General features: G+C 56.9%; 10 protein-coding genes. 5 read left to right on the forward strand and 5 right to left on the reverse strand.

Features of this window, described 5'->3' with window-relative positions; translation table 11 throughout:
- The first annotated feature begins 60 nt into the window (after positions 1-60).
- A complete protein-coding gene (locus F3J28_RS06680) occupies positions 61-579 on the forward strand; it encodes an Lrp/AsnC family transcriptional regulator (protein ID WP_166874048.1) in 519 nt (172 codons plus the stop codon).
- Positions 580-581: 2 nt separating this feature from the next.
- Here F3J28_RS06680 and F3J28_RS06685 read toward each other — a convergent pair whose 3' ends face one another.
- The 4 genes from F3J28_RS06685 to F3J28_RS06700 form a co-directional block, all read right to left on the reverse strand.
- A complete protein-coding gene (locus F3J28_RS06685) occupies positions 582-1,643 on the reverse strand; it encodes a DUF2955 domain-containing protein (protein WP_052045603.1) in 1,062 nt (353 codons plus the stop codon).
- Entirely contained in the window at positions 1,633-2,694 is a 1,062-nt protein-coding gene (locus tag F3J28_RS06690; protein ID WP_166874051.1) for an HlyD family secretion protein, read from the reverse strand. The genes F3J28_RS06685 and F3J28_RS06690 overlap by 11 nt, the downstream gene beginning before the upstream one ends.
- A gap of 48 nt (positions 2,695-2,742) precedes the next feature.
- Positions 2,743-3,201 carry a MarR family winged helix-turn-helix transcriptional regulator gene (locus tag F3J28_RS06695; protein WP_166874055.1) on the reverse strand — a complete coding sequence of 153 codons (459 nt, stop codon included), beginning with the start codon at positions 3,199-3,201 and terminating at the stop codon, positions 2,743-2,745.
- Positions 3,202-3,348: 147 nt separating this feature from the next.
- Positions 3,349-3,900, reverse strand: coding sequence for a flavodoxin family protein (locus F3J28_RS06700; protein WP_008459077.1), 552 nt, complete (start codon positions 3,898-3,900; stop codon positions 3,349-3,351).
- A 279-nt stretch (positions 3,901-4,179) separates the two neighbouring features.
- Here F3J28_RS06700 and F3J28_RS06705 point away from each other — a divergent pair, with 279 nt between their 5' ends.
- From F3J28_RS06705 to F3J28_RS06720, 4 genes are all read left to right on the forward strand, one after another.
- Positions 4,180-5,556: an SrfA family protein gene (locus tag F3J28_RS06705; RefSeq protein WP_166874058.1), complete on the forward strand. Its 1,377-nt coding sequence runs from the start codon at positions 4,180-4,182 to the stop codon at positions 5,554-5,556.
- Positions 5,557-5,558: 2 nt separating this feature from the next.
- Complete coding sequence (locus tag F3J28_RS06710; RefSeq protein WP_166874061.1) at positions 5,559-8,531, forward strand: virulence factor SrfB; 2,973 nt, start codon at positions 5,559-5,561, stop codon at positions 8,529-8,531.
- On the forward strand, positions 8,528-10,669 hold the full coding sequence (locus F3J28_RS06715) for a virulence factor SrfC family protein (RefSeq protein ID WP_166874064.1): 2,142 nt from the start codon (positions 8,528-8,530) through the stop codon (positions 10,667-10,669). Before F3J28_RS06710 ends, F3J28_RS06715 begins: the two co-directional genes overlap by 4 nt.
- 488 nt (positions 10,670-11,157) lie before the next feature.
- Positions 11,158-12,894: an ABC-F family ATP-binding cassette domain-containing protein gene (locus F3J28_RS06720; protein WP_166874067.1), complete on the forward strand. Its 1,737-nt coding sequence runs from the start codon at positions 11,158-11,160 to the stop codon at positions 12,892-12,894.
- A gap of 402 nt (positions 12,895-13,296) precedes the next feature.
- On the opposite strand, the gene F3J28_RS06725 is transcribed toward F3J28_RS06720, so the two are convergent.
- A complete protein-coding gene (locus F3J28_RS06725) occupies positions 13,297-14,265 on the reverse strand; it encodes a hypothetical protein (RefSeq protein WP_166874070.1) in 969 nt (322 codons plus the stop codon).
- Positions 14,266-14,292 lie beyond the last annotated feature (27 nt).

Below are 14,292 nucleotides of genomic sequence, written 5' to 3' on the forward strand. Positions count from 1 at the left end.
TACATTCGATAAAAACCAATTTTATCCGAATGAAATTCAGCGTCATTACTCAGGGGCAATATGAAAAAAGAAACAGACGGTATTAAGCAGAACGGTGCGGCAGAGCGAACTCTCGATGCCGCCGACCGAAGAATATTAGGCGCGCTGGTGGAGGACGCGACCATCAGCTACGCCGAACTCGGCGAAAAGGTCGCCCTTTCCGCCCCGGCGGTACACGAAAGAGTCAAACGCCTGAAGCGCTCCGGGGTGATCCAGCAGACGGCGGCCTTGCTCGACCCAAAGGCCATCAGCAAATCCCTGCTGGCCTTCGTGCACATTGATACCAAAGGCTGGGGAAAAACGCCGGATCTGCTGCGAATTTCCGCCTACCCGGAAGTGGAGGAGATCCATTCCGTCGCCGGGGACACGTCCATGCTGTTGAAGGTCCGCACCGAGGATTCAAGGGCGCTTGAGGCCCTGCTGGCGCATCTGTATGAGATCAACGGCGTGGTGGCGACCAGGACGTATATCGTGTTGTCCACCTATCTTGAGCGCCCTGTCCAGCCGGGCATTACCCGCGACTGGCCGGAACAGGACTAACGTCATTTCACGATATAGCGCGTTGAGGCAAAGTTATTCAGTATCTTATGGATAATAAAGGTCACGGCCAGGGTGCCGACAATCGCCACCGACACCGATGAAATGCGGTACAGCGCGCTAAAAACGATATCCTGATTAGGGTGCATGTATTGCCCGAACATCAGCGCCAGCGTGGTCAGAATAGAAAAGCCCACGCCCGGCCCGACCTTCTCAAACACGTGAATTCGCGCGGCCAGCAGCAGACCGAGGCTAATCAGCGGCATCAGCAGGATCAGGTGACGGCTGAAATCGTAGATCACCAGCTGCACCAGAATCGCGTAAAGACACCCGGCAATCACCCCGACAATGCGCCACCAGGACGAAAGTATCGCCCCTCGAAAATGCATGGGGAACAGGGCAAAAATGCCCGCCATCAGCGCGGCCAGGGAGTCATTCAGCGTGTAGACCTGGAACACGGTGAATAAGATAGTTGCCGTTAACGAGGCGAGCAGTGTTTCATGCATTACCCGTGGCCCGTCCTTTTGAATCGCAGGCGGCGGCTTGCGCGGCTCCACGTCCGGCAGCAAATAACAGCTAAGCGCCGACAGCCCCACCGCCAAAAGGCTGCCAATGATGTTAGAAAACATCAGGTCGCTCATGTCGGTGGTCGGGTAGCTCAGGAAATTAGCCATCACGCTTAAACAGACCACGCCCATCGAGCCAAACAGAAAGAGCGGCCCCCGGCTCATCAGGTAGAAGCGCGTCATGTACATCAGGAACACAATCAGCGTCATTGGCAGCGGGTAATTCGCCAGCACCGCAAACAGCAGCGTCATTTCCACGCAGTTCAGCAGCGCGTTGGCGATCATCTGCCTGGCAATATGGCCGTTAAAAATGGGCACCAGCCCGGTGAGCATGATGGGGTAAACCACGTAGAATACCCCGTACTGCGTGTTAACCCAGCTGTAGACAAACATCCCCACGCAGCCCGCCATGACGATGCGCAGCATATGGCGGAAATCATTGCCGCTGAACGGCGTCGGTGCATTGCGCTTCAGCGGGCCAAGAATAAATTTAATAAACATAATGCAGGTAGCTCACCAGCCTGATTTGCATCCCGCCGATAAACGACGCGAAAGCGGAAGGCGAATTGTAGAGCTGCACCGTGGCCCGTGCGCCAGCCGGCAGATCTGGCGTTTTCCCGTCTTCAAGCAGCAAATGAATGCGCATGCGCTGCGCGTCCCTCACCCAGCGGTTTGAAGTTTCCGGCGCGGAAAGCTGCCCGTTGATTGCCTGCTGCCCCGGCAAAACGCCCGCATCTTTGCTGGTGACCCTGGCTTTGAAAACCTGCCCCGGCAGCCCGTCGAATACTATATCCGCCGTTGTTTCTGGGCGGGTTTTACTCAGGCTTTTCTCACGGAAGTCGGCCACGATATCGAGCTTGTCGTTAACCAGCGCCAGCGCGGGGGATCCCGCCCCGGCATACCAGCCCTCTTTCAGCTGTAAATTGCTGATAATACCGTCGCTGCTGGCAACCACGCGGGTGTAATCCAGATTGAGCCGGGCGTCGTTCAGCAGGTTACGGTATTTTTGCAGCGTGACGTTTTGATCCCCGCGTTCCCCGCGCGAAATCACCAGCTGTGCCAGCGCGGCCTGGAGGTTATTGACGTTTTGCACCGCGCTTTGCCAGCGCGTAAAAGCCCCGTCCAGATCCTGTTTAGAAATCAGGTTACCGCTGCTAAGTCCGTTAAACCGGTGATAGCTGCGCCCGGCGTTGTCGGCATCCAGCTGGGCGGCTTTGATTTTTGCCCGCGCGGCACTGATTTGGGCGTCAATTTGCTGGTTGTCGAGAATCGCCTGCTGATAAGCAATTTCCGCGCGTTCGAGCTGATTCTGGTAAGGCTTATTGTCGATGTCGAACAGCACATCCCCTTTCTTCACCACGCTGTTGTTGCTGACGTAGATATGCGTCACGTAGCCCGATACACGTGATGAAACCGGGGTCACCACCCGCATCACGGTGGAGTCCGGGGTTTGCGGCACCCAGATGTCGGCGGCCAGAAAATAGCAAAACATCGCGGCAAACAGCGCCAGCGTGACTTTTACCCAGCGGGTAAATCGTTGTTCAGGGGTCATAACTACTCGCTAAATGAGAAACACGCCGGGAAACCAGGCGTGAAAGAACTATCGAATTTTGATCATGTTGGCGGCCAGCAGGTTTACCGTCTGGCTGAACTGTTCTATTTGCTGAGCCGGAATGCCCTGCGCGACCTGCGCCTGGCAGCGCTCCACCGTTTCACTTACCGCCTTAATCGCTTTCTGGCCCGCGGGCGTCAGCGAGATAAATTTCACCCGTCTGTCTTTTTCGTCCGGCGTGCGGGTGACATAGCCCTCTTTTTCCAGCTGTGCCAGCATGCGCGTCAGAGGCGGCAGGTCGATGCCCTGCGCCCGGGCCAGATCCGTGACGGTGATTTTCTCCCCCGCCACGCTGAGCTGCATCAGCGTCGTCCAGCTGCTTTGGGTTAGGCCGGTAAACGCCACGGCGTCATCCACGATGCCACGCCACAGGCGCACCAGCATTGCCAGGCGCATCCCCAGCGGGCGATCGGGAAAATCGACAATGTCGTATTTATCGTCATGCATCGGGTAATCCCCATGTAAATAGTCACTATGATAATTATCATGATAAGTATTTATTTGATGAATACAACTGACAATAACCAGGGGTAATTACTGAGGAAGTGGCAAAGACAAAAGCGCCCGCAGGCGCTTTAGAAAAGATAGGATTTTTTAGCTCAGGCGGGCAGCAATATCCGCCACGCGTGCGCCGTATTTGACGGCGGTGTCCAGGTCGCCCTGGGCAATTTGTTCGGCGCCTGCGTCAGACGGAGACTGCACCAGCAGCCCGACCGAGCCGCCCAGGTTGTTCGCGTCTTCGCGGGTTGCCGCCAGGGTATTCGAAGGCAACTGGCCCAGGCTCACCCAAATGCCGCCGTGCTGAGAGGCCAGGGTTTGCATCCACTGCAGGCTTACCTGCTTGTCGCCGTTCAGGCTGGCGCTATTGGTGAAGCCGCCGAACACTTTGTCCTGCCAGCCACGGGTGAACCACACTTTGGAGGAAGCATCGGCAAACTTTTTGAACTGCCACGGCACGTTGCCCATGTAGGTAGGCGCCCCAAAGATGATCCCTTTGGCATCGTTCAGTTTTTGCCAGTCCGCTTCCTGAATATCGCCATTGCTGTCCACGGCGACGAGGTCGGCGTTTGCCCCTTGTGCAACATGCTCTGCCACACGTTTGGTGTGACCGTATCCGGAAAAGTAAATAACAACGATTTTAGCCATAATTTTTCTCGACATGGTTAGAGGGAAAGCCCCGGCCACAAGGCCGCAAAATCGGGGTTCATCGTGCCTGTCTTTTCCTTTCTGGTCAATAAGTTACCTGCCAGTAAGTGACTTACTTCCGGGTAAGTATCGCCGGCTTCAAACCGCCCCATTTTGTCTAATAGCCAGATAATTTACCCATTTTGCCGTCTCTTCTGCCGTTTGACTTAGGGCCGCTTCGTTAAACTGTAAAGCGTGAAGATGGCTCTCGGGTGAGCCGTTAACAGCAGGATTGATGACGTGGCAAAAACATTATTGCGCAGCGGATGCCTGGATGACTTTCTCGCGCTGGGCGAAAACGGTCAGGCAGTGTTTGATTCCGCGTTTCAAATACGCGAAACATTACGCCTTCGTAAACAGCAGGCCGTCGCCGACGCGCTGGCCATTCCCCAGCCCAACGACGAAGGCGACCGCGTCGACTGGTATGCGCCTCAGGAAGGCAGCGTCACCAGTTGGGCAGCCGCCAGCGACGAAGAGCGCCGCACCGCCCTTCGCTATCTGGATAATTGCTTATCCAACGTAGCCTCGCTCAGCGCGCGCTGCCAGCAGGCGGAGAAAACCTCGATTCGCCTCTTTGGCGCACTGCTGGAAAAAGCTCTGCAGTTCCCCGGCAGCCAGCACGTCTACCTGGTGAACGGCAAGCCGGTGATCACCTTCTGGGGGTTCGTGAATCTTAACCAGGGCGCACGGGACGATGTGCTGGAATGCCTGCGGGTGGTGGAATCGCGCGAGCCTGAAATTGCGTTTATCCCTGAAGAAACGATGCCGGAGCCAGAGCCACTGCCGGTAGAAATTAGCGAGCCAGAAAAGCCGCTGCTTGAAGCCCCGATGGCGGTTCAGGTGGATGATGATTCTCCGGTTTATAGCCTCACCGCAGTGAAAAAAGCCGCAGCCGAAGAAGAAAAACCGGCCCCGAGCCCGGAACCTGTCGCCGTAGCCGCGAAGCCGCGCCGCCGCTGGCTGCTGCCGGTCGCCGCCGTGATTGCCGTCGCCATTGCGGCCCCGGTGGGTTATCTGCTGCTTAGCGGGAGCCAGACCGCGCCGGTGGCAACCGCCCAGGCCGAAGTCCCGCCTAAACCTATTGCGCCAGCGCCAATACAGGCCGTCGATGTGGCCAAAACTACCCTGCCGCTGACGCCAGCCGAAGTTGTGGTGCCGCCTAAGCCTGAGCCAGCGCCGGTTGCCGCGCCGGAAGAAAATCCTGAGCCAATTACCGTTGCCGCAGACGTGCCGAAAAATGCGTTAATTCTCCCGGCAGAAGCCGTGAAAATTGGCTCCACTAAATTCCTCAACGGCACCTGGCGAGCACAGATCGATTTCAGTGACCCTATCACCGGTAAAGCGCCAAGCCTGCGCTACCAGATAGCCAACAACAAAGGCACAGTGCGCCTGGTGCACGGCGATAACATTGTCTGTAAAGCCGAGGTGTTTTCCGGCCTGCATCAAAATGGCGCGCTGATGATTAAAACCCGCGGCAGCGCGCGCTGCGGCGACGGCAGCCGCTACCCGATGCCGGAAGTGACCTGTAAAACCGGCAGCAACGGCGCCGCCGTTTGCACCGGCCGCTATGAAGGCGACAAAGTCATACCGATCACCTTCCGAAAAGTGAGTAACTGATCATGCTGGCGACCCTTTTTCACTACAAGCCGAGCGTCACGCTCATCAAAGACAGCGGCATTCAGTTCCTGGACTTTGGCCTTGCGCCGCAGACTAACGCCGCCCACGCCGGGCGCTTTGTGCGCCAGACGGCCAACGGCCCGCTGTTACGCCTTGATTACGATGTTGTGCCCGGGAAATTTACCCTGCCGGGCGAAAACGGCACCGCGCCAGAAGTGGTGAAACCCGAAAGCACCATTACGCTTGGCCACTCCCTGCGGGTGATGGACAAAACCTGGCTGCCGCTGCCGTTCCTGCGCTTTAACCCGCCGCGTACCTTTGTGGGTGGACCGGATAACTGGGCCCGCGTGCAGGTGCGTGTTCTGGAGACGCCCGATTCCGCCGGGAATACGGTGCGTATCAGCCTCGCGCTGGACAGCAAAATTTACGCGGACGATCACCCCGCCGCCCATCTGGCGCCGACGGAAAACGACGTCCGCAACGGCGCCCGTTTTGCGCTGGCCTGGCACAACCACGAGATCAAAGATTTTCTCGACCAGACCTGGGTGGACGGCTGGCTGCGCGAAACCTTCACCCAGTTTGCCACCCGCGTGGAAGAGCGCACCGAGCGTGAGCTCGCCGCCGCGATGAAAGCCTTTGAATATCAGGCTCACTATCTGAACATTCTGGAGCTTATCGGCAACCAGCTCGCCGTGCCGGAAGTGAAGATCGTCACCGCCACGCTGCAATCCCCGCCGATTGACGTAGATTTGGTGCTGGATGTGGGGAATACCCACACCTGCGGCGTCCTGATCGAAGATCACGGCGAAGAAAACGACGGTCTGCGCCAGACTGCCGAGCTGCAGATCCGCTCCCTGAGCGAACCACAGCTGATAAACGACGCGATGTTTACCAGCCGCCTGGAGTTCAGCGAGGCAAAATTTGGCAAGCAGCATTTCTCCGTTGAAAGCGGGCGCGACGACGCCTTTGTCTGGCCTTCTATTGCCCGCGTGGGCGACGAAGCTCGCCGTATGGCCTGCGCTCGCCTGGGTACCGAAGGCGCCAGCGGGATCTCCAGCCCGCGCCGCTATCTGTGGGACGTCACGCCAGCCAGCCAGGACTGGCGCTTCAGCCAGATGGGCATGAAAACCCAGCGTGAGCCGCTGGCGACCGCATTCCCGCTGATGAACCTGATGAACGACGACGGCCAGCCGCTGTACGCCCTGCCGATGGATGAACGCCTGCCGGTGTTTTCGCCGCAGTACAGCCGCAGCTCGCTGATGACCCTGATGCTGTGCGAGCTGCTCTCCCAGGCGCTGATGCAAATCAACAGTATTGGCTCCCGCCAGAGCATGGGGCACCCGACCTCGCCTCGCCAGCTGCGCAACCTGATTCTGACTTTACCTTCCGCTATGCCAAAACCGGAACGCGAGCTGTTCCGCCAGCGTATGCAGGAGGCGGTCGGCCTGGTGTGGAAAGCGATGGACTGGCACCCGACCGACGAAGGTTTCACCCTCGAGCGCGACAAAAAGAAAAGTATCGTGCCGGTGCCGGAAGTGCAGATGGAGTGGGACGAAGCCACCTGCGGCCAGCTGGTCTGGCTGTATAACGAGGCGCTGGTGAACTACGCCGGGCAAACCGGACGCTTCTTTGAAAGCCTCGCCCGGCCTGACCGCGCCCTGACGCCGGACGAACCCGTCGGCAAAACCCTGCGCGTGGCGTCGATTGACATCGGCGGCGGCACAACCGATATGGCGATCACCCAGTATCAACTGGACGACGGTGTGGGCAGCAACGTGAAAATCGCGCCGCGCCTGCTGTTCCGTGAAGGCTTTAAAGTCGCCGGGGACGATATTTTGCTGGACGTGATTCAGCGCTGCGTCCTGCCTGCGTTGCAGGCCCACATCCACAAAGCGGGCGTAGCTGACGCGCCAGGCCTGATGACCACGCTGTTTGGGGAATCCGGCCGCATGGACACCCGCGCCACGCTACGCCAGCAAACTGCGCTCCAGCTGTTTATTCCGCTCGGCCATGCGGTGCTTTCTTTCTGGGAAGAGAGCGACCCGGAAGAGCCGGATTCGGTGCTGGAAGCAACCTTCGGCGAGCTACTGACCCAGCAGCCAACCCGCAACGTGATCAACTACGTTCAGCAGGCGGTTCAGCACGAGCTGCCAGCCGACGCACCGCAGTTTGACATCATGAGCGTGCCGCTGCAGGCGGAAATTGCCGCGCTGCAGGATGCGCTGCTGGCGGGCCAGTTCACCCTCACCGCGCCGCTGCAGGCGCTGTGCGAAGTGATCAACCATTATTGCTGCGACGTGCTGTTAGTCACCGGTCGCCCTGGCTGTCTGCCTGGCGTGCAGGCGCTTCTGCGTCACCTGCAGCCGGTACCGGTTAACCGCATTGTCTGGCTCGATAACTACCAGACCCACGAGTGGTATCCGTTCAGCCAGCAAGGGCGCATCGGTAACCCGAAATCTACCGCCGCGGTGGGCGCAATGCTGTGCAGCCTGGCGATGGATCTACGCCTGCCGAGCTTTAACTTTAAAGCCGCCGATATTCAGGCCTATTCCACCGTGCGCTACCTGGGCATGCTGGACGGCAACGACCGGCTGCTGGAAGATAACGTCTGGTACCGGGATATCGATCTCGACAGCCCGCAGGCGAACCTGGACACCCGAGTCCACTTCCCGCTGCGCGGCAACGCCTGCCTGGGCTTCCGTCAGCTAGATAACGCCCGCTGGCCAGCCACGCCGCTCTACACGCTGGCAATCAACTCGCCGCAGCTGGCGAAATCAATTGCCGGAGACGGCGTGCTGAACGTGCGCCTGAAGCAGACCCGCGAGGCCGAGTCATTCAGCCTTGCCGAAGCCTGGCTGTCGGACGGCAGCAAAGTCCCCCTCGAACAACTGAGTTTTAAACTGAATACCCTCGCCGGCAGCTACAGCGGGGCGACGCATTACTGGATAGACAGCGGGAGCGTATACCAAAAATGAAGCAGCTAACTACCACGCTCAGCCATCTGGTTAACTGGGTTCGGATGACCCGCACTTTCTCTCCGCTGCTCGACAATGAAGCGGACAGTCTTTTGGCGCGCCTCCAACAGCTAAGCGAACGCCACCGTCGCATCAGCGCGCTGGAGGACGCTCCGCTGACGCTAGGCATTTATGGCCACGCCCTGGACGGCAAAAATCATCTGCTGAATACCCTGCAGGGCAGCCCGAATAGCCGCATTGATATTCAGCTCGGTGATAAACGGCTGGACTACCTGACGCACATCAACCCAGGCCATACGCCAGCGGCGATGGCGGTGCGCTTCAGCGCCCAACGGCCCCCTGAAGTAGAGAATTACCCGCTGCTGCTGACGCTGTTTAGCGAGGCCGAACTGGCGCAGCAGTTTATCAACAGGTATCACGCCTCTGAAGCGCCCCGTCTGGCAACGTCAAGCGCGGTTGCCCTGCGGCTGACCGAACTGGAGTCCCGCCGTCTGTCTGCCGCTGCACCAGGATTAACCCGTGAGCAAACGGCCGATCTGCTGTACGGCTACCACCGACTCCAGCGCCGTCAGCATCACCTGGATGAGCGCCTGGTTTACCGCATGGCCGAGCTTGCACCTTACCTTTCGACAGAAGATCGCGCCTTGCTGTTCGCCCTGCTGTGGGGCGAAGATAGCGCCCTGACGGAAACCTGGCTGCGACTGGCGCAGGCCTTGCAGCATTTGGGCTGCGTGGAACAGGTTCTGGCTCCGGCAAGCCTCGTGGTGGACAGTTTCCTGCTGCCTGCCGAAGGTTTTCTCATTCCTTCCGGCCTGGAAGACGCACCGGAACAGGCGGATGTGATGGTTTGCCCGCTGGTGGGAAATCAGCCTGGTTCTCACCTCAGCCTGCCGCAGAACGACCTGGCGCTGCTGTGCGCCGAAGTTATTTTCACCCTCAGTCAGCCGACTGCGCTGAGCAACGTGGATTTACTGGATATCCCGGCGAGTCAGCTTAGCTGGTACACCACCCGGCTTCAGCCGGACACGCTGCTGGTGTGTAACGCCGTCAGCGAACGCAGTGAAGTTCAGGCGACAGGGAAAGCGCTGGCATGGTGGGTAGACAGCACCCAAAGCCCAGGGCACAGCTCGCTGCCGGGCCTGGTCTGGGCCATCACGCCGTTTGACGCCCGCTTTACGCTGGGTGCCAGCCTGGACGATGGCGTTCAGCGCCTGATTGGCAACCCGGGCAAGCGCTGGGGCACGCTGCAGGCGCTCGACAGCAGAAACATGCATCGCCTGCTGGAATGGCTAACCGATGCGCTAAATCCCACTCGCCGTGAACAGCGTCTCACCGCCCTGCGCGGTGAGCTGGAAACGCAAACCGTCGAACTGTTCCAGCGCTTTATTGACACGCAGCAGGCCACCCCACAGCAGGCTCGCCAGCAGGCAGAAGATCTGGTGCGTGCTCTGCAGGCCCGGGCGACCCAGCACGGTGATTTGCTGGCAAGCCTGGTGCCATCCCGGGATGCTCTGCAGCAGATCTGGCTGCAGCACCAGCAACAGCATCAGCCTAAACCGGAAGGCTTTGCGCTGGAGATAGACTTGTTTGCCGACGCGGCCGAGCATGTTGCCCCTCAGACCGAAGGCATCAGCTACGCCCGCGCCGTGCACCAGCTTTGGGTTAACCACCTGCGCCTGCTGGGCCAGCGTCGGGAAGCCGCACACCAGTTTGGCCTGGACAGCGTTCAGCTTCAGGCGCTGTGCAACACGCTGATCGTCGCCAGCTACCGGCTGGATGTGCCGATGAGGCTGGAACGCAGCATGCAAAACGGCGACTCCGGGCTTGAGCTGGATATTTCCCGTGCCAGCACGGTGCTGGGTGATTTTATTGCCTGGCTGGGCTACGCCAGCGTGCCGGTTTCCGATCGCCCGGCAAGCCGCGTCAATAAAGGCCAGGCCGTGTTTGCCCCCCCTGCCCAGGCGGATATCAGCCGTCGACTGACAAAACTGGGCGAGCAGCCAACGCGCGGCAACGCCAGCTACGTGTACGACTGGCTGGTCGCGCTATATACCCGGGCCACGGAGAATATCGGCTATCAAAACCCGCTGGATATTAATGAGAAGCAGCGGCAGACGCTGGTGAAGCTGCTGGGATGAATTTGAGGGCGTCAGCCCCTCACCCCGGCCCTCTCCCCAAAGGGGAGAGGGGGAAAATAAAAGGTCAGAACAGAACGCAATCTATTCCCTCTCCCCAGGCGGCGTGGGAGAAACAACAGGTCAAAACTGTAGGTCATCTATTCCCTCTCCCTTCCAGGGAGAGGGTTAGGGTGAGGGTAAGCAGCGACGCCGCCGTTAAATGCATTCGTAACAAATTCTGGCAGGTGGCAACCCATTCACTTTCCCGCTACAATCCGCCCACCCATTCACTCAATATATATAAGGAGGATCCCCATGATGTCTTGTGAGCGCTTTAACCGTTCGCATACTTTTGGCGATCGTCTCTGCTCAAGCGTTATCGGTTCCGTGCTGCGATAACTTCGGCTTGAGCGAAGAAACTTACTGAATCCCTTCTCTCGGGCTTACCGGGTTATCGTCAGCGTTATACGACGAGGCGTTTGCACGCCATAACTCTTGAGTAAGCACATATGAGCACTTTATTAACCGCCCAATCTCTGCACCTCGACACCGCTTTCGGTTCGCTGCTGGAGTCCATCACTTTTACCCTGAAAAAAGGCGACCGTATTGGCCTGATCGGTCATAACGGCTGCGGCAAAAGCACCCTGCTGAAACTGCTGGACGGCACTCTTTCGCCCACCAGCGGCTCGGTGACGCAGGCGGCTAGCTGCCTGATGGCAAGGGTTGAACAGCATCTGCCGGAAAGCCTCAATACGATGACCATGCTCGATGCTGTGCTGGCACAAATTGAGGAAAACCAGCGAGATAGCGAATGCTGGCGGGCAGAAGCTTTGCTGGCAAGTATGGGCTTTAGCGAAACGGACTGGCGACTGACTTCCGGCACGCTGAGCGGCGGGCAGCATACTCGCCTGCTGCTGGCGCGAGCGCTAATTAGTGAGCCAGATTTACTGCTGCTGGATGAACCCAGCAACCACCTGGACTTGCCCACGCTGCTGTGGCTGGAACAGTTCCTGCGCGGCTGGAGCGGCAGCTTCGTGCTGGTTTCGCACGACCGCAGCCTGCTGGATAACGTCACCAACGGCAGTTGGATCTTGCGCGATCGTTCGCTGCATTTCTTTGCGCTACCGTGTTCTCAGGCGCGCAGTGCGCTGGAGGAACGGGACAGAACCGATGCCCACCGCCATCAGGCGGAGCAAAAGGAAATCGACCGTATTACCGCCAGCGCCAAACGGCTGGCAATTTGGGGCCGGGTCTACGACAACGAAGATCTTTCCCGAAAAGCCAAGCAGATGGAAAAGCGCATTGACCGGCTGAAGGACGAGCAAACTGAGCTCACGGCGGGCAGCCAGTGGCAGCTTAAGCTGAAAGGTGAAGCGCTGATTGCCGACAGACTCCTGGAGCTGGAAGCGTTAAACGTTCGGCCTGCGCCGGAGTGTGAACCTCTATTCACTCTGCCGTTGCAGCGAGTGAAAAGCGGCGACCGCGTGGCGGTGATAGGCCGGAACGGCTGCGGCAAGTCGTCTCTGCTGCGCCTGCTTTGGCAGCAGTACCAGCAGTCAGAGCGTGAGGACGCTATTCGCCTGCATCCTCGGGTGCATCTGGGGTATTACGACCAGACGCTGCACCAGCTTAACGACGGTGATTCGCTGCTGGAGGCGCTGGAGCCGTTTGCCCCGCTCAGCGAGCAGGACAGGAAAATGGCGTTAATCAGCGCCGGATTTCCGTGGCTGCGACACCAGCAAGCCGTCAGTACGCTGAGCGGCGGAGAGCGTTCGCGCCTGCTGTTCGTTGGCCTGACGCTGGCCCGCTACTCCCTGCTGATGCTGGATGAACCGACCAACCACCTGGACATGGAAGGCAAAGAGGCGCTGGCGGAAACGCTGCAAACCTTTGAAGGTGGCGTGCTGCTGGTGACGCACGACCGCGAGCTGATAGCCAAAGGCTGTAACCGCTTCTGGCTGGTGAACAACGGCGTGCTGAGCGAATGGCACGACCTGGACGCGCTGTACGCCCTGCTGACAGCAGAGGAAAGCGGGCTACCGCTGACCGAAGTGAAATCCCAGCCAGAGCAAGTCATCCAGCAAGCACCGCACTATAGAGAAAGCGATGCGCTGCTGGAACGGCTTATCGAACTGGAAGAAAAGCTGGCGGAGGACGTGGCGCGCAAGGAAAAGCACCAGAAACCGGCGCTGCAAAAGCAGTGGCGGGCAGAGATTGAGACGTTAAATAAAAAGTTAGCGATTTAAACCTGAAGCCATCCTTCGGGATGGCTTTCAGACCGCTGACAACTCTCAGTAAATAGAAGAATTACCGGACGATTCGTCAAAAGAAACAAGAAAATCAACTCATTGATTTTCGGCCTGATAGCCACCGGAAGGAAAAAACCACGCTTTTTCCCTTCCGGTCAACAACGTCAAAGCCATCCTTCGGGATGGCTTTTTTATTACGCTCTGCATTGCTCGGCCAGCACCCGCGCCAGCCCGGCCGGGTTCTCCCACGACATGGAATGCCCGGCGCTCGGTACGATGGCTGTCAACCCGGTCTGTTGTATTTACGTATACACGCACAATCAGTCAACATCATAAAAAAGCATATTCATAACCCACAGTCATGCTAAATTTTCGTCATACTCCGTAACCTTCGAAATTTTACGAACCCCCCCTGTAAACCCCCACGCCGGAACTAAAAAAATGCTCGGATAATAAATCACTTACTGTTTTACCGTATTCCCCGCGATCATTATAAAGGCGATTGGTGAAACAAATTAAATTATTTTCCCGCATTAATTTTTTGATGGATTCAATATCAACCACAACTTGTTCTGAGACTTTTTTCAATGCATGATCACGGCCTCCATGTAAAAATGCATTATAGTAACAACGTTTAAGATGTGCCGGCACATAACTTATTCCTTTGACTTTTATCATTCTGGTGCAAGGCATGTCGCGGTATAAATTAATACCTGGCCTTCCTATTAACAATATCTCATTATGTCCCATGCCCCTCGAACTAAAACATTTAACAATAAAATCCTGAAAATTAATTATATTGGCATATCCATTATGAGAGTCGATTTTTAATGAAAATCTGTTGATACCTTTAAATATATGTCGAGTTAATGCAGAGCTATCCAGCACCTTCCCTGTCGGGCTATTAAATTTCCTGCCTGCATGATTAGGGAATGCTACATCACTGCTATGGGTTCCAAGAATATTTTGCACTGGAACGTCCAACTCTAAATGAATAGGGTGTGCACCATTAGCGTCAGATGAAAAGTTAGCATCTCCTCTATTGGCATAATTGACTAAGCTGCATGAAATAACATCCCATTTAGATAAGATGGCATTTGCAGAACCTTTGAATAACGGAGTTGAATAATTATTACTGCTTACACTATGCATTAGACAAAAATTCTTTCTATTTAACCCTCTACTCCAGGATTTTAATAAATCTATTTTATGCATATCACTATCAAATGAGACTAAAGAATCCATCTCACTAATAGGGTTATTTTTAACCAAATTGATAGATTTGATGAATGTTTCTCTTTCTGGGAAGTCAGCTATTACACGCTGACTTACGGCATAAGGAAAAAGGGATGTGGGCTCTGGTAGCATAATTTTCTATCTCTTAATTTTTAATAG

Source organism: Enterobacter sp. Ap-1006, from assembly GCF_011752835.1.
Taxonomy (GTDB): domain Bacteria; phylum Pseudomonadota; class Gammaproteobacteria; order Enterobacterales; family Enterobacteriaceae; genus Cedecea.